The organism is Pantoea sp. C1E2, from assembly GCF_056491465.1.
Window position 1 is genome coordinate 3,891,904 of sequence record NZ_JBSZHT010000002.1, and the last position, 19,222, is coordinate 3,911,125.

Here is a 19,222-nt window from a genome sequence, read left to right on the forward strand (position 1 = left end):
GGATAACGGTTGCAATGCACCTTACTGGTGCATTAACTGCTGCGCAATCGGCAGCCAGATATCTGTCATCGCCCCGTCGCCACCGGTAAAAGGATCGCGATGCGGCAACGGCACGCGCGCAATCTGATCTTTTGCTACACGTAATCGAGAGGGCTCGTCACGCACGGTTTCAGGCGACATCCCTTCAGGATAGGCGCCAACGGTGAAAAAATCGTCTGAGGCGAACACCTGTTTATGGCCGACACCGGCCGGGATCAACACCGCATCGCCTTCACGTAGCGTCACCATACGGCCGCTGTCACCGCCAAACAGCACTTCCGCCCAGCCCGCCGCCACGCCCAGCACTTCATGGGTGTTCGGATGGTAATGGGTGTAGGGAAAAATCGGCGCGCGCCATGCTGCTGGCCAACCGTTATCGGTAAAGGTTTTTTCAAACCAGGCTGCGCTGTCGCTTTGCAGCTCTTCATCATAATCAGGCGCAATGCCGGGCCAGATGATCAGCGGCAACAGGTTATTCGGGACGCCGCCCGAGGGCACCGACAGCATCAGATGCTGCGGATTATTGGATGAACCTGCTGAAAAGGTACCGGCGGCGAAAGACATCAGTAACATCAGGCTGGAAGTGTTGGCAGTCATACTCTTTCTCCGGGAAGCCACGTTGCTTAATTGTGGCAAAGCCCGAGGGCATTGCAATGTGCGCTTACCAACAAAATTCACATAAAAGAATGATTTAACTTACTAAAGCCAAATTAGTTAGCAACATATTTAACATTTTGTGGGGTGAAAAAATGCAGCATACAACTGTTATAAAAAAACACGCCGATTCTGTATCTGATTCGCTTCACTGTTATGTGATTAACTGGCAGGCAGTAACAATTAGAGGTGAACAATGGACACGATCAAACAAATCCTGCTCGATGAAATCGCCACGCTGAACCGTGAAGGTCAGCGCGATAATCTGCCACGCTTTAGCTTTTCATTCCTCAAAACCCATCCGGGGCTGTGGGCGATCATGTACCTGTGCTATGCGCTGTGCGTGGCGCTGATCTTCTCCACTGACATGCTCGGCTGGCCAGCGTTCTGGTTTGCCACCGCTTTTGTGCTGGTGATGAGCTTCCTGATGCTGATGGATATCAACCCCAAATACCGCTTTGAGGACATCGATACCCTGGATCTGCGCGTCTGCTACAACGGTGAATGGTATTACGTGCAGCCGGTTTCGCAGCAGGCGCTGGATAAGATTGTGGAAAACCCCGGCACGCCCGACCGCGTGCGCAGCGGCATTGATCGCCTGATGAAGCAGAAAGGTGAAGTGGATTTTTATGATGTTTATTACCTGACATGGGGCAATAAACAGGCGGCATCCATCTGATTCACCGCCATTTATCGGAGGTGCGCATTAATGCGCACCCTTCGAAAATTTGATGCGTATTTGTCGTGTCGCCATTTATGGCGACTCCAGTTGAGCAATCAACTTCCCTAACGTCTCTACCGCTGCCTCGGCGCGCGCATCCCACGGCCAGGCGGTATTGAAGCGGAAACAGTGGCTGAATCCTTCACTACCTGAGAACAGCTGACCGGGCGCGATGCTGATGCCCTCTTTCAACGCCAGATGATAAAGCTGCGTCGTATTGATGTGTTCCGGCAGCGTAATCCACAAGAAATAGCCGCCCGGCGTATCACCGATCTGCGCGTCAGCAGGCAGCACACGGCGCAATGCTTGCTGAGCCAGCTGCTTACGCTTTGCCAGCGTCTGGCGCAGTTTCTTTAAGTGCGTGTCGTAGCTGCGGGTGCTGAGGAAGTCGGCCAATGCCAGCTGCATCGGCGCGCTGGTTGAGAGCGTGCTCATGAGCTGAATACGCTGCACGCGCTGCGCATAGCGCCCGGCAGCCACCCAACCGACGCGAAATCCCGCCACCAGATTCTTCGAAAAGCTGCCGCAATGCAGCACATTCCCATCGCGATCAAAGGCTTTGGCAGGCAAAGGCTTATCGTGGCCGCTGTAGAGATCGCTGTAAACATCATCCTCAACCATCGCGACCTTGTAGCGAGCCAGCAGCGCAACCAATTGCTGTTTACGTTCAACGCTCAGAGTAAAGCCGAGCGGGTTTTGTCGGTTGGTCATCAGCCAGCAGGCTTTAACCGGCCAGCGTTGCAGCGCCTGCTCCAGTTCGTCGAGATCGATGCCCTGCTCGACGTCGCTGGCGATGGCAATCGCATTCAGTTTCAGGCGCTCAATCACCTGCAAGGCACCGTAGAACGAAGGATTTTCGATCACCACCCAATCACCGGGTTCGGTCACCGCTTGCAGGCTGAGGTTCAAAGCTTCCATCGCGCCGTTGGTGATGACGATATCGTCCGGCGACAAGGTAATGCCCTGCTGGGCATAGCGCTGCGCCAGGATCTTACGCAGCGCTTCGTTGCCAGGCGGCAGATTGTTCAGGGCATCGCTGGGTTTCAGATTGTGCGAGACTTTGACCAGTGAGCGCATCAGCTGGCGCTGGGGAAAGAGTTCGGGATCGGGAAAGGCTGAGCCAAACGGCATGATGGCCGGATCACGCGTGGCTTGCAGCACATCAAACACGAAGCTGTTGGTGTCCGCCTGATCGGTTTTGGCGATCGCCTGGGTAGGCAGACGCGGGCGGCTTTCGGCAGCTCGTGGCGCAACGTAGTAACCAGATTGCGGCCTTGACAGGATCCAGCCCTGGCTTTCCAGCACTTCATAAGCGTGCATCACCGTCATCAGGCTAAGGCCGCTCTGTTCTGCCTGCTGACGTAATGACGGCAACTTTTCGCCCGGCGGCCAGATGCGCGCTTCGATCTGCGTCCGAAGCTGATCGACCAACTGCTGATATTTCGCCACCCTGGCTCCGATGTTGGAAATGAGTGCGGCCATTTTCACTAACATGGCCCTATCCCGCAAGCGTGATAGTGGATTGTTGGGATGAGGGCCATCACCGCACTAATGCCCTTAGGACAACTGCATCAGTTGCTGCTCATTTTCGACAAAATTCGGCAGTTCGTGAATGCGATCCGGTGGCACCGGTTTGCCCAGCAAATAACCCTGCAAGGTATCGCAACCCAGGCCGGTGAGGAACGCTTGCTGCTCCTGGGTTTCCACGCCTTCCGCCACCACTTTCAGATCCAGCGACTGCGCCAGTGCCACGATCGCAGAAACAATGGTGGCATCTTCCGATTTCGCCTGCAGTTCATTGACGAAGGCGCGGTCAATCTTCAGCTCACTGGCGGGCAGACGCTTGAGATACAGCAGGCTTGAATAGCCGGTACCGAAATCATCAATCGAGGCTTTGACGCCCATATCCGTCAGTTGCGTCAGAATACGCACACTCTCTTCCGGATCGCGCATCGCCGTGGTTTCCGTCACCTCCAGCGTCAGCAGTTCTGCCGGTATCTTGTGCTGTGCCAGCGCCTGGGTCACGGTTTCCACCAGGTTGCTCTGCTCAAACTGCAGCGCGGAGAGGTTCACCGCCACCGACCAGTGTGGATGCCCCTGCAGATGCCAGCTGTGCAGCTGACGGCAGGCTTCATTAATCACCCAGTTGCCGATGTTGATGATCATGCCGGTCTTCTCGGCAATCGGCAGGAATTTGTCCGGTGCCAGCAAACCGCGCGTTGGATGTTCCCAGCGCAGCAGTGCTTCAAAGCCAAGAATCGGACCGCTCGGCGCACAGTATTTTGGCTGGTAGAACAGACGCAACTCTCCGTTATCCAGCGCCTGCCACAGATCGTTATTCAGCTGTAGCTGCGACTGCGCCAGGGTGTTCATCGATGGCTGGAAGAAGTTGTAGCCGTTGCGGCCGTTGTTTTTGGTGTGGTACATGGCAGCGTCGGCGTTAAACATCAGCTCGCGCTCATCTTTACCGTCGCCAGGATAAACCGCGATGCCGATACTCAGCGACACCACCAGCTCATAGCGTGAAATATCAAACGGACGATCGACGGCTTTCACCAATGCATCCGCCACCGCAGCCGCATCATTGGGCTCATCGATTTCGATCAGCAGTACAAACTCGTCGCCGCCCATGCGCGCCAGCGTGTAGTGCCCTTTCATCTGGCCGATCATGCGCTCGGCGACAGCAATCAGCAGGTTGTCACCCACATGGTGACCAAAGGCGTCATTGACCGCTTTGAAGCCATCCAAATCCATAAACATCAGTGCAAACTGCGATTTCTCGCGGTTGGCTTTATTGATGGATTGCTCCAGACGATCTTCCAGCAAAATACGGTTTGGCAGGCGCGTCAGGTTATCGTGCAGTGCCAGCTGTGCCAGCTCGCGGTTGGCTTCCGCCAGCGAGTGCGCAAGGATTGAGGTGCGCGCTTGCAGGCGTGCATCCAGCATCGATACCAGCAACGTAATGCCGAGGATCGCCAGCGTCACCACTGTGACCACAATCGCCAGCCAGTTGCTGTTAACGCCAATGTGCGTGGCGTGGCTCATCATCGGGAAGCTGGCGGCCGCCATGCCGGTGTAGTGCATACCGGCAATGGCGCAGCCCATCACCACCGAAGCACCGAGACGCAAAATCGTCACGCGTCCGTGTCCTTCACGCAGGTTAAAGGCCAGCCATAGCGCCGCGCCCGAGGCCACCAGCGCAATTACCACCGATGCGGCAACCCAGCCCCAGTTCCAGGTGATGCCCGGCGCAAACATCAGCGCCGCCATCCCCATGTAGTGCATGGCGACCACGCCGGAACCGAGCACAAAAGCCCCGCCCGTTAAGCGCCGCCAGGAGAGTTCATGTGATGAGCACACCAGCCACAAGGCAAAAATCGACGCCAGTATCGCTACCGCCATCGAAGTGGCCGTCAGCAGCGGATCGTAGCTCATCGCCATATCCAGGCTCATCGACAACATGCCGATGAAATGCATCGCCCAGACGCCCACACCCATGGCGAATCCACCGCCCAATAACCAAACCAGCGCCACCTTGCCAGTTGAAGAAGCCACGCGTCCCGCCATATCCAGCGCGGTAAATGAGGCCAGCATCGCCACCAGAATGGAAACGATGACGGTAAACGAATCGTACGAAGTCACTAACATAGTGATTTCCCAAGTTAAAGCCGTTGTAATTCAGCTGTGGTGTTGTGAAGAAAAAGAAAATGCCATTGGTTTTATTGTGTAATTTATCGGCAGAATTACTGCCGATTTGAGTCTTTGAACGATGAAACCTTCCGATGCGGAAGAAAATAAAAATTGTTTATTAGGCGCTGGTGAGCGGCAGCGGCTGCTCAGCAAACAACAGCGGCTGTGTATTAAGCGAAGCGGTAAATTCACCGATACGCTCTGCCGGTGTGGGCTTGCCCAGCAGATAGCCCTGCAGCGTGTCAAAACCGAGTCCTGTCAGCAGACGCTGCTGCTCCTCAGTTTCCACCCCTTCTGCCACCATGCGCAGATTGAGACTTTGAGCCAGCGTCAGCATCGCGCTCACCACTGTGGCGTCTTCGCTGTCGGCTCGCAGGCTGTTAATAAAGGCGCGGTCGATTTTCAGCTCGGTGGCTTCCAGATGTTTCAGATGCAGCAAGTTGGCATAACCGATACCGAAGTTATCAATCGCCACTTTCACACCTAGCTGATGCAGTTCGGCAATGCGCATTTGGCTAAACTGCGGATCGCGCATCGCGATATTCTCGGTAATCTCCAGCATCAGCGCGCCCTCTGGCAGCTGATAGCGCATCAGTGCATGTCGCAAGCTGTCGATAAGATCGCGCTGATGGAACTGCAACGCCGAAAGGTTCACTGACACGGTCCAGTCTCGATGGCCTTCATCGTGCCACTGCTTCAACTGACGGCACGCTTCATTGATTACCCAATTGCCCAGCGCCACAATTTGCCCGGTTTTCTCTGCGCGCGGCAGGAACATATCCGGCATCAGCAAGCCGCGACGCGGATGCTGCCAGCGCAATAGCGCTTCGAAGCCTATCAGCACCGTGCCGCCTGCGCGGAACTTTGGCTGATAGAACAGGCACATTTCCTGATATTCCAGTGCGTTCCACAGGTCATTCGCCAGCGCCAGCTGATGCTGGGCCACGGCGCTCATCACCGGCTCAAACAGGCACCAGCCGTTTCGGCCACTGTGTTTGGTGTGATACATGGCGGAGTCAGCGTTGAACATCATCTCCTGCTGGCTACGGCCGTGCAGCGGGAACACCACGATGCCAATACTGAGGGATACCCGCAGCGAATAGCGATCCAGCTCAAACGGCAAATCGATGGCATTCACCAACTGCTGCGCCAGCGCCGAGGCTTGCAGGTCATTGTACTGAGGACACAGCAGCACAAACTCATCGCCCCCGAGTCGGGCCAGCAGCACGCCCTCGCCCAAATGCATGCGCAGGCGCTCAGCCACGGCGATCAGCAGACGGTCGCCCACGTGATGACCCCAGGTATCGTTGACCGCCTTGAAGCCGTCAAGGTCCATAAACATCAGCGCAAAGGTTTCATCCTGCAAGGTGGCTTGTTTGATCTGTGCCGTCAGCTGCTGCTCCAAAAGCACGCGATTAGGCAGCGAGGTGAGATTGTCATGCATCGCCAGCTGGCGCAGTTCGCTGTTGGCACGCTTGAGCTTGGCGGCCAGACGCGCCGCACGTAGCTGGGCATCCAGCATGGACACTAAGAGCGTGAGGCCGAGAATAGACAGCGTGATAATGGTCACCCACACCGCCAGTCCATCCTCACTGATGCCATGATGCTGCTGCATGGTGCTCGGCATGCTGTACTCCGCCGCGGCCATGCCGGTGTAGTGCATCCCGGCGATGGCAATGCCCATCACCAGCGCGGCACAGACGCGCATAATCCACACGCTCTCGCCCTGGCGCAGATGAAACGCCAGCCACAGTGCCGCACCGGAGGCGGCATAAGCAATCACCACCGAGAGCGCGACCAGCGGCATGTTCCAGCGAATCGCCGGTTCGATCATCAAGGCATTCATGCCGATGTAATGCATCGCCACCACGCCGCTGCCGAGTATCAAGGTGCCCCGCACCAGCCGACGCGGGGTCAGATGGCTGCCCTGTACGCCCTGTGCAAAGGCAAAAATGGCCGAGAGAATAGCCACCAGCAGTGAAAGTGCAGTGAGCGTAATGTCGTAACGCATGGTCATCGGCATCATCATCGCCAGCATGCCGATAAAGTGCATCGCCCAGATGCCAATGCCCATGGCCGTGCCGCCGCCGGCCAGCCACATTTTTGCCAGACAGCCGCGTGAAACCGCGACGCGTCCGGCCGTATCCAGTGCGGTAAACGCAGCAATGAAGGCCACGATGAGTGAAACCGTGACCAGAACGCTATCCCAGGTAACCAGCAGCATGTGCGCTCCTAAACTCAGCCCGCTGCGGAGCAGGTGCTGTATCGTCAAAAAAGTTCAAAGAGTTCGAGAACATTGATTAAGGGTGAGTAATGACCGCATGCAGTGAGGCAGAGGGAGGAGCCGATCCAGATAATTCTGGAAACACCGCATTATGTTTTTTGTTTTTCATCGTCTGTCGCAGTCAGAAAAATTAATAATATCTGATTAATGCACGAACATAGCATTGAACGGTTAATCGCGGTAGAGGGTTAAATCACTCGCTGTTTAGTTTTTTTAACCGGTTGTCACCCCTTGCGATTACTGAGTTATCGGTGAAAAGTGTGAATTGATTAGTGAAAAATCGAAGCGCAACGTCACAGGTGGCGATTTCGTGATCTATAGTAAAGAAAACTGATATAAATCATAAACCCATCATCTAAGAATATTCCTAGATGTCGGGCACTTACGCTGTCAGGCCGATCGCGCCTCTTGTTCGAATTCGGATTTGTTTTCATAAATGAATCACCAGGTGAAAAAGCAATGACCTTGGATAATCAGTAAGGAATGATTATGAAACTCAAGCTTTTTCTTTTGGCGTCCAGCCTGAGCGTTGTGCTCGCACCCACAGCGGCTTTTGCCGCCACCACATCGGGAACCATTAATGCGACCCTGACCCTGACCACGGGTTGTCTGGTGAATGGTCAGTCAGCCACGACGGGGGTTAACTTCGGTACCCTGAACTTTGGTAGTAGCGCAGCGACCTTTGATACCCTGAACGCCACATTGGTCGGCGCATCAGGCAACGGTATCTTTGTTCGCTGTACCACCGGCCAGACATTCAACGTGCAGGTCACCAGCAGTAACGCTGCACCTGCCACCATTTATGGCACCGTCAGCGGCCAGCCGCGCTATCTGATCCTCGGTTCTAATAACACTCAAGGCATAGCTTATACCCTGTATAGCGATGCGGCATTTACCACCGCGATCGCGAACAACACCAACATTGCCGCCAGCGGCACCACCGACCCGACGTTAGGCACCAACTACGCCATTTACGGTCGAGTCGTCGGGGGCGGATTTAACCCATTGGTCCCGGCTGGCACTTACACCGACACCATAAACGTAGCGGTGAACTACTGAGGTTAGCTGTGGGGTAATCAGGGTGGCCGTGGTGCAGCGTTGGGCGCACATTGCAGGCGGTCTGGCCCTGCTGATAGGGAGTGTCTCTGCCTGGGGGTTGCCAACCGCAACCTTCCAGGTCTCTGCATCAGTAGTGGCAGGCTGTGTCGTCTCCGGTACCAATACCGGGGTCTTTGGCACGCTTGATTTCGGCACGCAATCCGGTGTGGCAACAAGCAGCGTGAGCGCCAGCTATGTGCAAAACACCACCATCACCCTTGCCTGCACGCCAGGCACCGCCGTGAGCATGAGTATCAATGGCGGCAGCAATTACTCCACTACGCGCAATCTCAAGGTCTCGGGCAATACCAATACGGTGCCCTATTACCTCTATACCAACGCGGCACACACCACGGCGATTCCCGTGAGTAGCGCCGTGGCGCTGAGTTACAGCAACGCCAATAACATTACTTTGCCGATTTATGGCCTGTTAACGCTGCCTGGCCCCACGCGCGCCGGCACTTATACCGACACCTTAACCGTTACGCTTAGCTGGTGACGGAAGTGATAAAGAAGGATGAATAATCATGAACCTGCGCGCCCTGTTACTGTTGTTTATCATGGCCCTAATGCCTGCCGCCCACGCCGCCAATTCGCTGATGATTTGGCCCATTGACCCCGCCATCAACCCCGACGAAAAAGCCAGCGAGCTATGGCTGGAGAACCGTGGTAATGCCACCACCATGATGCAGGTGCGCATCTTTAGCTGGCAGCAGGTGGGCGGCCAGGAACAGTATCAAACGCAACAGCAAGTGGTCGCCAGCCCACCAATGGTGCGCCTGGAGCCGGGTCAGAAACAGCTGGTGCGCCTGATTAAACAGGGTCCACCGGAAGCGGGACGCGAAATGTCCTATCGCGTGGTGCTGGATGAAATCCCCACGCCGCGCACGCCCGGTGAAAATCAGGCGGGATTAACCTTCCAGATGCGCTATTCGGTTCCGCTGTTTGTCTACGGCAGCGGCGTGACCAGCGACAGCGCGAAGCCACAACTAAGCTGGCAGCAGGTGGACAGCGGTGGCAAGCGCTGGCTGGAACTCACCAACCGCGGCAACGGCCATGCGCGACTGAGTAACGTCACCATTGGGGGCCGCCGCCTGGGCAATGGCCTGTTTGGCTATGTGCTGGCAAACAGCAGCAACCGCTGGCCATTAACCAGCAGCGTGAGCGGTGAACTCTCTGCCGAAGTGAATAAAGGACACTGGAGCAGCGCGGCCGCGCGCTGATGACGTTCTCGCTGCATCCCTGCGCACTGGCCGTGGCCAGCGTGCTGTGTCTGTTACCTCAAATCAGTAGTGCGGAGACCTTTTCCGAACTACCACCGCCCCCTGCGCTGGAAAACACCACCAGTGGGCAGCAATACATGCTGGAGCTGGTGGTGAACCAGAACGCTCGCGGCGATATCGTGCCGGTTGAGCGTAAAAACGGGAACTTTTGGCTGCGCAGTGGCGATTTACAGCGTGCTGGCATCCCCGCGGAGAAACTTCAGGGCGAGCAAATCGATGTGAATCAACTCACGGATGTGAAAGTGGACTATGACGAACGCCGCCAGCGTCTGTTGCTCACCGTTCCCCCCGCCTGGCTGCCCGGCCAGGTGATCGGTAAAGATCAGCGCGGCCCACGCTATCCAGGGCGATCCAGTAACGGTGCGCTGCTCAATTACGACTTTTACGCCACCCGTACCGATAATGCCGGGTCGCGCCTGTCGAGCTGGAATGAGCTGCGCGTATTTGGCCCCGTCGGACAATTCTCCACCAATGGCGTCTACACCCAGCAGCTTGAAGGTGGCGTAAGCTGTCAGCAAGAGGGATACATTCGCTACGATACCTGGTTCAGCAATGAAGATGAGAACGATGCGATTAGCTGGCGCGCCGGTGATTTGGTTACCGATGCGCTGAGCTGGAGTAACAGCGTGCGTCTGGGAGGCGTGCAGATTGCGCGTGATTTTAGCGTACGACCGGATTTGGTGACTTACCCGCTTCCAGCGTTTTCCGGTCAGGCCGCAGTGCCCTCTTCCGTCGATCTGTTTATTAACGGTTATCGCAGCACGCAAGCCAATGTGCAGCCGGGGCCGTGGTCGCTGACCAATGTGCCTTTCGTCAATGGCGCGGGCGATGCGGTGATCACCACCACCGATGCCGTGGGGCGCCAGGTCACCACCACGCTGCCGTTTTATGTCTCCAGCAGCCTGCTGCGTGAAGGATTGTCTGATTACTCCTTCTCGGCCGGTGCCATTCGTGAAAACTACGGGCTGGAAAATTTTGACTATGGCGCAGCGGCAGCCAGTGGCTCTTATCGTTACGGGTTAACCGACTGGCTAACGCTGGAGAGCCATGCTGAAGGCAGCGATAGCGTGGCCACTGGCGGCGCAGGAGGATTAGTCAAGCTCGGCAGCTGGGGCGTGGTGAATGGTGCCCTGGCGCAAAGTCAGATGGAGGGTAAACCCGGCACGCAATACAGCTGGGGTTATCAATACAACAACAGCTGGTTCAGCCTCGGCACGCAGCATGTGTTACGCACCGCAGATTACGGCAACCTGGCGCTGGTCGGCAGCCGGGGCGACAGCGCCAACACCAGCTATTCTCTGGCGCGACGCAGTGCGCAGTACACCGCCAGCGTGTCACTCAATCAATATGGCAGTCTGGGTCTGGCCTATTTTGATATTGCCGGAGGATCGGGCGATCGCACCCGCTTATTGAACCTGTCGTGGAGCAAAAACCTGTGGGGCAACAGTAGCCTGTATATTTCCGCCAGCCGCGATCAGGAACAAGGCGACTGGAGCGGGGCTATCTCGCTGATTATCCCGTTCGGTGAACAGAGCAGCGCTTCGGTGAGCTACGAACGCGATCAGCAGGGCAACAACAATCAGCGCCTTTACGTATCGCGTGCAATGCCGACCGACGGCGGCTTCGCCTACGATGCGGCCTGGGCCAACCAGGGCGGCAACAGCGGTGATTATCGTCAGGCGAGCCTGCGCTATCGCAATAATAAAATCGACACCTCTGCCGGATTCTATGGCGATAACGATAACACCACGCAGTGGGCCGATGTCACCGGTTCAGTGGTGCTAATGGACAACAGCGTGTTCGCCGCTAACGATATCAATGATGCGTTTGTGGTGGTGAAAACCGATTATCCGGATGTCACGGTGCGTTATGAGAATCAGTCCATGGGACGCACTGATAAACAAGGCTATTTGCTGGTGCCGTCGATCAGCAGCTATTACGGCGCGAAATACGATATCGATACCCTGGATTTACCCGCCGACCGCACCGCGCCGAAGGTGGAACAGCGTTTTGCGGTGAAACGTAAAAGCGGCTACCTGCTGAACTTCCCGGTGGAACGTCTGCGTGCCGCCAGCGTGGTGCTGCACGATAAACAGGGTCAACCTTTGCCGATCTCCAGCCAGGTGTTGCGCCCGAATCAGGGTACGGAATATATCGGATGGGATGGCATTGTCTGGATGGAGAATCTGAGCGCTGAAAACCCCATTCATGTCGTGACGCCAGATGGACGCAGTTGTGATACCACGCTGACCATCGCAGACGGTCAGCCCAAAGCGCTGGAAACCTACGGCCCGCTGACGTGCGACCTGCCGCCGCCTGCGCCAGGTTCGGCGGTCAGTACGGCCAATAATTCACAGTCAGGAATTTCGCCATGAGAAAGTTTCTTCTGCTGCTGGTCTTATTTTTATTCTCGGGATACAGCTTTGCTGATTGCGGCCTCACTACACCGAACGCGAGTTTCGGCTCGTCGGTGACCACCTTCTACACCAACACCACGCCCAGCACCACCTCCTCTATCACCAATGTAAACTGTGGGGGGACCGGGGGCCTTTCTCTCGCGAGTGGCGATTACGTTAGCTATACCTTCAGCACTGCTAGCAATCTCAATGGCACTCGGGCGACGCTTAAACCCACTGGCGTAACCACCACCGATAACATACCTATTCGTATGTGCATTGATGCGAGTTGCGCTACCGAATTATTAACGGGATCAACTTATACCTGGAGTGCAGCATTGCTGGGATTAGGCAGTAGCCTTAATTTTTCCCTCCCCCTCTATTTCACCACCACCACGGGGCAAACTGTCGCAGCAGGCACTTACACAACCCTGATTACGCTTCTGGTCAGTTATAAAATATGTGTGGGAACCAGTGCGCTGGGTCTTTGTCTGGGCACCACACAAACACAGCTCAACGTGGCTAAAACATTCACTGTGACATTAGTTTTAACCAATGACTGCACCACCATCACCGCCCCGAACGTGAGTTTTGGCAGCGCACCTCTGGTGGGGAGTTTCTCCACAGTGCAGCAGACCATCAACGTGGTGTGTTCAAAAGGCAGCACCTACACCGTGGGGTTGAGTAACGGAAGCTACTACAGCGGCACCACGCGCCAGATGGCCAGCGGTACCAACCGGCTGGCGTATGACATCTACAAAGGCACCACTACCACATCACGCTGGGGGCCGACCGGCACCGATCGCTGGAGCAGCACCACCTCGACGTCACTCAACGCAGATACCCTGACGCGCAACTTCACCTATACGGCGCAGATTCTGACTTCGCAGAATACGCCAGCGGCGGGGAGTTACACGGACAGCGTGGTGGTGGATCTGTCGTTTTAGGCAGGGCAGTGGCGACGATGTAATTTGTTAAAAGGCTCGATGACTGAGTTTCACCACCCCATATATAAATAAAAAGCTGCCCCTACAGAGAAGGGGCAGCTATATTCGAATCGCTTCTTAACGGGCTGGTATGAGACCCGCTGCCAGCCAGGGCGTTACAACGATACTCCCACCGGCGTGCCGCCATGGCGCGACTGATACTGTTTCACCATGCGGCCGATCAACAGCGTACCGATCAATCCGCACACTGCCGCAAATGACAACCACACGCCGGGCATCGCTTTATCACCGGTGGCATGGATCAGGTAGCTTGAAATCGCTGGCGTAAAACCACCAAACAGCGCGGTCGCCAGACTGTACGCCAGTGAGAAACCGGTGGCGCGCACTTCAGCCGGCATAATTTCCGCCAGGTAAACCACCATCGCCCCGTTATAGCTGGCATACAGGAACGATAACCACAGCTCCGCTTCCACCAGATGCGCAAAGGTCGGCGATCCCACCAGCCAGTGCAACACTGGCCAGGTGGTCAGAATCATCAGAATAGTAAAGGTGATCAGCAGCGGACGGCGTCCAATCCGGTCTGACAGTGAACCCATCACCGGCAACCAAATCAGGTTAGAGATGCCGACGAACAGCGTTACCATAAAGCTCTGTTCGTCGCTCATCATCAGCACGGTTTTGCCAAAAGTCGGTGTGAAGGCGGTGATCATGTAGAACATCACCGTGGTGGTCACCACCATTAGCATCCCCGCCAGCACCAATGCCCAGTTTTCACCAACCGAGCGCATAATCTGTCCCATGGAAGGATGCTGCTTGCGCTTGCTGAACGCTTCGGTTTCTTCCAGCATGCGGCGAATCCAGAACAGGAACGGCACAATCATACAACCGACAACGAACGGAATACGCCAGCCCCACTCGGTAACCGCATCCTTCGCCAGCAGATGGTTGAGACCGAGGCCGAGCAGCGCCGCGAAGATCACTGCAACCTGCTGGCTACCGGACTGCCAGCTGACGTAAAAACCTTTGCGTCCTTTTGGTGCCACTTCTGACAGATACACCGACACACCGCCAAGCTCCACGCCTGCTGAGAAGCCCTGTAGCAAACGACCGAGCAGGATCAGAATCGGCGCGGCAGCACCCAATGTGGCGTAGCCAGGAACCAGTGCGATGGTGAGCGTACCCACGGCCATTAATCCCAGCGTGAGCAACAGCCCCTTACGGCGACCGTGATGGTCGATGTAGGCACCGAGAATAATCGCGCCGAGTGGACGCATCAGGAAGCCCGCGCCAAAGGTCATCAGCGTGAGCATCAGGGAAGCAAAGGGGTCATCTCCGGGGAAAAAGGTTTTGGCAATCGCCGTGGCGTAATAGCCAAACACCATGAAATCGTACATCTCAAGAAAGTTACCGCTGGTAACGCTAAAGATGGTTTTGGCACCGCCTTGCGATGGCTTTTGTAAAGACTGACTCGCGCTCATATTGTCCTTCCTGGGTTTTTCTTCCGTTGTAGCGGGTTGCGCCAGGAATAGATGTGATCAGCTTCACCATTGCAGTTTACAAAAATAAGACCAAAAGTAACAAAAAATTAACATCGGCAGCGCGGGCAAATAAAAAAGGGCCGCTAGTGATAGCGGCCCTTGTAAGCAATCAAACGGGTGAATTACTTCTTCACCGATTCCATGCCCATCAAACCAATCTTCAGATAACCCGCTTCACGTAACTGATCCATCACGCTCATCAGGGTCTCATAATCCACAGACTTATCCGCCTGGAAGAAGATGGTAGTGTCTTTCTTGCCTTCGGTCTGCGCCGTCAGCGCATTCACCAGCGTCTCTTTGGTGACCGCATCGTTGCCGATGTAGATCTGCTTATCTTCTTTGATAGACAGATAAACCGGTTTTTCCGGACGCGGCTGCGGTGCGCTGGAAGACGCAGGCAGGTTAACGCGCACATCCACCGTGGCTAATGGCGCGGCGACCATAAAGATGATCAGCAGAACCAACATGACGTCGATAAACGGCGTCACGTTGATTTCATGCATTTCGCCATCGCCTACCGAGTCATCGTTTAAACGCATCGCCATAATACTTATCCTACGCGCAGTTTCTGTGCCGCCGCCGGACGGGTCGCTTCTTTCGCGGTGTCCACATTGCCGAGATCCAGATCGCGACTCTGCAGCAGCATCACCTGCGCCGCAACATCACCCAAAGAGGCTTTGTAGCTGGCAATCATGCGTGCGAAGACGTTGTAGATAACAACAGCAGGGATAGCGGCAACCAGACCAATCGCGGTCGCCAGCAACGCTTCTGCGATGCCCGGCGCAACTACCGCGAGGTTGGTGGTCTGCGTTTTAGCGATACCGATAAAGCTGTTCATGATGCCCCACACGGTTCCAAACAGACCGATGAAGGGAGCAACAGAACCGATGGTAGCGAGGAAGCCATTCCCGCGACCGGCATGACGGCTGAATGCCGCAACACGACGATCAAGGCGGAAGCTGGTACGTTCCTTAATACCATCAAGGTCTTCGGCACCCGCTGAGAGTTCCAGCTCGTTCTGCGCATCGTTCAGCAACACCGCACTGTGGCTATTGCTTTTAAAGCTTTCGGCGGCGCGGTAAGCATCGTTAAGCGAACGCGCTTCGCCCAGCGCTTGCTGCTCGCGTTTCAGGCGACGTTTCGCCCCGCTCAGCTCAGCAAACTTGCCGAAGAAAATCGCCCAGGTGACAACGGAGGCCAATAACAGGCCAATCATCACGACTTTTACCACGATATCGGCATGCTGATACATGCCCCAAACGGAAAGGTCCGTTTGCATCAAATCACTGGCTACCACGCTGCGTCTCCAACTTCTGTTGCACAGTTCACGATTGAAGCGCGGATCATAGCAAAAAAATTGACCGAAGTGATAGTAGTTCTCATTACTATTTACAAACGATTAATGCCTCAATTTCCAACAATCTTTGGGGGTTTTATGGATACGGCAGCTGATGTTTTACAAATGTGACCTTAATTGAAAATTTATTAAAACATCGTTTCAAAATGTGACGCATTTCATTCAATCAACATTTGACCACTTTTTCGCCAGCGCAATTTCACTATTCTGAGCCAGCCCTTCCCGATTGTGGTGTGCCTTACACCTCTGATGATCATCAAGCTGGAGCAATAATAATGACACCTAAAAAACGACTCACGATTGCAATCTCTTCTCTGGTTATGCTGCTGGCGAGTAGCGCTCATGCCAAAGTGTTAAAAGTCGCGGAAGTTCAGCCCGCCGGTTATCCCACCGTGGTTGCTCTGCAACATATGGGCGATAAGTTGAAAGAGGCGACACAAGGACGACTTGAGCTGAAGGTGTATGCCGGGGGCGTGCTGGGCGATGAGGATCAAACGTTGCAACAGGTTCAGCTTGGCGCGATTGATATGATTCGCGTCTCGCTAGCCCCGGTTACCACCATCGCCCCTGAAACCAGCGTCTTAACCCTGCCCTATGTTTTCCGTGATGAAGACCACATGCACAAAGTGCTGGATGGCGATGTCGGCAAACAGATTGTTGAGAAATTTGATAACGATCCCCGCACGCGCATGGTGTTCCTCGGCTGGACCGACGCGGGCACACGCAGCATGATCACCAAAAAACCCATCACCAAACCCGAAGATTTGCAGGGAATGAAAATTCGCGTGCAAAACAGTGCCATCTCGCTCGCCACCCTGAAAGCGATGGGTGCCAATCCTGTAGCGATGGGCGTCAGCGAAGTGTTTAGCGCCATGCAAACCGGCGTGGTCGATGGTACGGAGAATAATCCACCGACCTTTGTCGCCCACAACTACCTGCCCGTGGCGAAGTATTACACCCTGAGCGGCCACTTTATTCAGCCGGAGATGATCCTATTCTCCAAAGCCTCATGGGGGCGGCTCTCTGCTGAAGATCAGGCGCTGCTGAAGAAACTCGGCAAAGAAGCGCAGGACGAAGAGCGCCAGCTGTGGGCCACTTACACCGCACAGTCGGTAGAGAAGATGAAAGCCGGCGGCGTGACATTCCAGGACACCAACCGCGATTACTTTATGAAAGCCACACAGCCGGTGCGCGACCAGTTTGGTGGCAATTATCAGGATCTGATGAAACAGATTGCTGATGTGAAATAACCCCCTCAGCGCCGCGCGATCGCGTGGCGCCTTGCTCAGGTAACGAAGCATGAATGCATATTCCCGTTTGATGGATGGGCTCTATCTGTTGTGCATGGGCATTGCCGCGGTAGCGCTGTTGATTATGGTCACGGTGATACCGATCGGTATTTTTGCGCGCTATGTGCTGAACGGCGCCCTGTCATGGCCAGAACCGGTCGCCATTGTTTGCATGATCATCTTTACCTTTATTGGTGCGCCCGTCGGGCTGCGGGCCGGCACACATATTTGTGTCTCCATGGTGACCGATCGCCTGTCCGAAGCAGGGCAAAAATGGGCGCAACGGCTGTGTAACCTGCTACTGATCGCGGTGTGCTTAATCCTGCTGCAGGCCAGCTACAGCTTGTGCGAGGCCATGTGGGTTCAACCACTGGCGGCCTTACCCTCCGTAACGTATGGGGAGATGTACCTGCCCATTCCCATCGGCGCGCTGTTTACGCTGCTGTTTGTGATCGAGCGAATACTGAATGGCGATCAAAGCCAGCGTCCGCTGGTGATGCTTGGCGGCACACACTAAATTCGGAGCACTAAAATGGATGCTTTCATTCTGGTAGGTAGTTTGGTGTTGCTGCTGTTGGTCGGCTTTCCAGTGGCCTTTGCCGTGGGATTTGCCGCCTTTATTGGTGCCTGGTGGATTGATTTGCCACTGGAAGCCGTGGTGATTCAGGTCACCAACGGCGTTAACAAATTCTCACTCCTCACCATTCCATTCTTCATTCTGGCCGGGGCGATCATGGCCGAGGGAGGGATTGCCCGACGCCTGGTGAACTTTGCCTATATCTTCGTCGGTTTTATCCGCGGGGGATTGTCGTTGGTGAACATCGTGGCATCGACATTTTTTGGCGCGATTTCGGGATCGTCAGTGGCCGATACCGCCTCGATCGGATCGGTCATGATCCCGCAAATGGAACAGAAAGGTTACCCGCGTGATTTCGCCGCTGCCGTGACTGCCAGCGGTTCAGTGCAGGCGGTATTAACGCCGCCCAGCCATAACTCCGTTATCTACTCGCTGGCCACCGGTGGCGTCGTCACCATATCCTCCTTGTTTGTCGCAGGCATTATTCCGGGACTGCTACTGGGATTCTGTCTGATGGTGATGTGCCTGGCGTTCGCACGAAAACGTGGTTATCCCAAAGGTGAAGTAATTCCACTGCGTCAGGCCGTGAAAATTTTCTTCGATGCGTTCTGGGGACTCTTCACTATCTTCATTATTTTGGGGGGCATACTTTCCGGCATCTTTACCGCTTCGGAATCCGCTGCGATTGCCTGCCTGTGGGCATTTTTTGTCACGATGTTTATCTATCGCGATTTCAAATGGAATCAGCTGCATATCCTGGTGTTTCGTACCATCAAAACCGTCACCATTGTGATGGTGTTGATTGCCTTTGCGGCGGGCTTTGGCGCGGTGATGACCTTTATGCAATTGCCGACCATGATCACCGATGCCTTCACCAGCTTCTCTGATAACAAATACGTGATTCTGATGTGCATCAACGTCCTGCTGCTGGTGATCGGCACCTTGATGGACATGGCGCCTATCATTCTGATTTTGACCCCCGTCTTGCTGCCCGTTGCCACCAGCCTGGGCATCGATCCTGTACACTTTGGCATGATTATGATGACGAACCTCGGTATCGGCCTGATCACCCCGCCGGTCGGCACCGTGCTGTTCGTTGCCAGCGCTGTCAGTAAGCAGAAAATTGAGCAGGTGGTCACAGCCATGCTGCCCTTCTACGTGACGCTGTTTTTCATCCTGATGCTGATCACTTATGTGCCCGCGCTGTCGCTGTGGTTGCCGCATGTGATGGGTGTGATGTAACGCGAAATCGCAGGGACGCGCTTTTGCCCGATCAATTCATCGACTGACTCTGATAATCCGCAATCAGGGTCAACCCACTGCAGTATTTCGTGGTAACGTGAATGTTT

Annotated in this window: 16 protein-coding genes; 9 read left to right on the top strand and 7 right to left on the bottom strand. The window is 55.2% G+C overall.

The features are described 5' to 3' along the window. Positions 1-21 precede the first annotated feature (21 nt). Positions 22-636: a cupin domain-containing protein gene (locus ACXI0A_RS18460; protein WP_476150955.1), complete on the bottom strand. Its 615-nt coding sequence runs from the start codon at positions 634-636 to the stop codon at positions 22-24. A gap of 253 nt (positions 637-889) precedes the next feature. Between ACXI0A_RS18460 and ACXI0A_RS18465 the strand changes: the two genes are divergently transcribed. Further along, complete coding sequence (locus ACXI0A_RS18465; RefSeq protein ID WP_224933876.1) at positions 890-1,372, top strand: YlaC family protein; 483 nt, start codon at positions 890-892, stop codon at positions 1,370-1,372. Positions 1,373-1,447: 75 nt separating this feature from the next. On the opposite strand, the gene ACXI0A_RS18470 is transcribed toward ACXI0A_RS18465, so the two are convergent. The 3 genes from ACXI0A_RS18470 to ACXI0A_RS18480 all read right to left on the bottom strand — a co-directional run bounded on the left by ACXI0A_RS18470 (position 1,448) and on the right by ACXI0A_RS18480 (position 7,328). Then, positions 1,448-2,863: an aminotransferase-like domain-containing protein gene (locus tag ACXI0A_RS18470; protein ID WP_224934019.1), complete on the bottom strand. Its 1,416-nt coding sequence runs from the start codon at positions 2,861-2,863 to the stop codon at positions 1,448-1,450. A gap of 108 nt (positions 2,864-2,971) precedes the next feature. Continuing rightward, the gene (locus ACXI0A_RS18475; protein ID WP_476150954.1) at positions 2,972-5,062 is read right to left on the bottom strand and encodes an EAL domain-containing protein; all 2,091 of its coding nucleotides are present in this window, start codon (positions 5,060-5,062) and stop codon (positions 2,972-2,974) included. Between the two features lie 160 nt (positions 5,063-5,222). Then, positions 5,223-7,328 (bottom strand): putative bifunctional diguanylate cyclase/phosphodiesterase, encoded by a 2,106-nt coding sequence (locus ACXI0A_RS18480; protein WP_224933878.1) that lies wholly within the window; start codon positions 7,326-7,328, stop codon positions 5,223-5,225. Positions 7,329-7,877: 549 nt separating this feature from the next. Between ACXI0A_RS18480 and ACXI0A_RS18485 the strand changes: the two genes are divergently transcribed. The 5 genes from ACXI0A_RS18485 to ACXI0A_RS18505 are packed head-to-tail and all read left to right on the top strand — an operon-like array spanning position 7,878 to position 13,112. After that, positions 7,878-8,447, top strand: a complete 570-nt coding sequence (locus tag ACXI0A_RS18485) for a spore coat protein U domain-containing protein (protein ID WP_224933879.1) — start codon at positions 7,878-7,880, stop codon at positions 8,445-8,447. A gap of 22 nt (positions 8,448-8,469) precedes the next feature. Further along, positions 8,470-8,985 carry a spore coat protein U domain-containing protein gene (locus tag ACXI0A_RS18490; protein ID WP_476150953.1) on the top strand — a complete coding sequence of 172 codons (516 nt, stop codon included), beginning with the start codon at positions 8,470-8,472 and terminating at the stop codon, positions 8,983-8,985. Positions 8,986-9,010: 25 nt separating this feature from the next. Further along, positions 9,011-9,709: a fimbria/pilus periplasmic chaperone gene (locus tag ACXI0A_RS18495; RefSeq protein WP_476151211.1), complete on the top strand. Its 699-nt coding sequence runs from the start codon at positions 9,011-9,013 to the stop codon at positions 9,707-9,709. Further along, the gene (locus ACXI0A_RS18500; protein WP_476150951.1) at positions 9,709-12,144 is read left to right on the top strand and encodes a fimbria/pilus outer membrane usher protein; all 2,436 of its coding nucleotides are present in this window, start codon (positions 9,709-9,711) and stop codon (positions 12,142-12,144) included. Before ACXI0A_RS18495 ends, ACXI0A_RS18500 begins: the two co-directional genes overlap by 1 nt. Then, on the top strand, positions 12,141-13,112 hold the full coding sequence (locus ACXI0A_RS18505; protein ID WP_476150949.1) for a spore coat protein U domain-containing protein: 972 nt from the start codon (positions 12,141-12,143) through the stop codon (positions 13,110-13,112). Before ACXI0A_RS18500 ends, ACXI0A_RS18505 begins: the two co-directional genes overlap by 4 nt. A 155-nt stretch (positions 13,113-13,267) precedes the next feature. Here ACXI0A_RS18505 and tcuC read toward each other — a convergent pair whose 3' ends face one another. From tcuC to exbB, 3 genes are all read right to left on the bottom strand, one after another. Continuing rightward, positions 13,268-14,590, bottom strand: a complete 1,323-nt coding sequence (tcuC, locus tag ACXI0A_RS18510; RefSeq protein WP_476150947.1) for a tricarballylate/proton symporter TcuC — start codon at positions 14,588-14,590, stop codon at positions 13,268-13,270. Between the two features lie 182 nt (positions 14,591-14,772). Then, the gene (gene exbD / locus ACXI0A_RS18515) at positions 14,773-15,195 is read right to left on the bottom strand and encodes a TonB system transport protein ExbD (protein WP_224933883.1); all 423 of its coding nucleotides are present in this window, start codon (positions 15,193-15,195) and stop codon (positions 14,773-14,775) included. A 5-nt stretch (positions 15,196-15,200) separates the two neighbouring features. Continuing rightward, complete coding sequence (exbB, locus tag ACXI0A_RS18520; protein WP_224934022.1) at positions 15,201-15,929, bottom strand: tol-pal system-associated acyl-CoA thioesterase; 729 nt, start codon at positions 15,927-15,929, stop codon at positions 15,201-15,203. A gap of 353 nt (positions 15,930-16,282) precedes the next feature. On the opposite strand from exbB, the gene ACXI0A_RS18525 reads away from it, so the two are divergent. From ACXI0A_RS18525 to ACXI0A_RS18535, 3 genes are read left to right on the top strand one after another with little or no spacing between them, the layout of a single operon-like run. Beyond that, entirely contained in the window at positions 16,283-17,257 is a 975-nt protein-coding gene (locus tag ACXI0A_RS18525) for a TRAP transporter substrate-binding protein DctP (protein ID WP_476150946.1), read from the top strand. Positions 17,258-17,306: 49 nt separating this feature from the next. Next, positions 17,307-17,813 (top strand): TRAP transporter small permease subunit, encoded by a 507-nt coding sequence (locus ACXI0A_RS18530; RefSeq protein WP_476150944.1) that lies wholly within the window; start codon positions 17,307-17,309, stop codon positions 17,811-17,813. 15 nt (positions 17,814-17,828) lie between these two features. Then, positions 17,829-19,115: a TRAP transporter large permease subunit gene (locus ACXI0A_RS18535; protein WP_476150942.1), complete on the top strand. Its 1,287-nt coding sequence runs from the start codon at positions 17,829-17,831 to the stop codon at positions 19,113-19,115. The last annotated feature ends 107 nt before the right edge of the window (positions 19,116-19,222 follow it).

Bases quoted from the DNA above. Each gene is read 5' to 3' on its own strand.
- ACXI0A_RS18460 (WP_476150955.1), bottom strand. From the start codon at position 636: ATGACTGCCAACACTTCCAGCCTGATGTTACTGATGTCTTTCGCCGCC.
- ACXI0A_RS18465 (WP_224933876.1), top strand. From the start codon at position 890: ATGGACACGATCAAACAAATCCTGCTCGATGAAATCGCCACGCTGAAC.
- ACXI0A_RS18475 (WP_476150954.1), bottom strand. From the start codon at position 5,062: ATGTTAGTGACTTCGTACGATTCGTTTACCGTCATCGTTTCCATTCTG.
- ACXI0A_RS18480 (WP_224933878.1), bottom strand. From the start codon at position 7,328: ATGCTGCTGGTTACCTGGGATAGCGTTCTGGTCACGGTTTCACTCATC.
- ACXI0A_RS18485 (WP_224933879.1), top strand. From the start codon at position 7,878: ATGAAACTCAAGCTTTTTCTTTTGGCGTCCAGCCTGAGCGTTGTGCTC.
- ACXI0A_RS18500 (WP_476150951.1), top strand. From the start codon at position 9,709: ATGACGTTCTCGCTGCATCCCTGCGCACTGGCCGTGGCCAGCGTGCTG.
- ACXI0A_RS18505 (WP_476150949.1), top strand. From the start codon at position 12,141: ATGAGAAAGTTTCTTCTGCTGCTGGTCTTATTTTTATTCTCGGGATAC.
- tcuC (WP_476150947.1), bottom strand. From the start codon at position 14,590: ATGAGCGCGAGTCAGTCTTTACAAAAGCCATCGCAAGGCGGTGCCAAA.
- exbD (WP_224933883.1), bottom strand. From the start codon at position 15,195: ATGGCGATGCGTTTAAACGATGACTCGGTAGGCGATGGCGAAATGCAT.
- exbB (WP_224934022.1), bottom strand. From the start codon at position 15,929: ATGCAAACGGACCTTTCCGTTTGGGGCATGTATCAGCATGCCGATATC.
- ACXI0A_RS18525 (WP_476150946.1), top strand. From the start codon at position 16,283: ATGACACCTAAAAAACGACTCACGATTGCAATCTCTTCTCTGGTTATG.
- ACXI0A_RS18530 (WP_476150944.1), top strand. From the start codon at position 17,307: ATGAATGCATATTCCCGTTTGATGGATGGGCTCTATCTGTTGTGCATG.
- ACXI0A_RS18535 (WP_476150942.1), top strand. From the start codon at position 17,829: ATGGATGCTTTCATTCTGGTAGGTAGTTTGGTGTTGCTGCTGTTGGTC.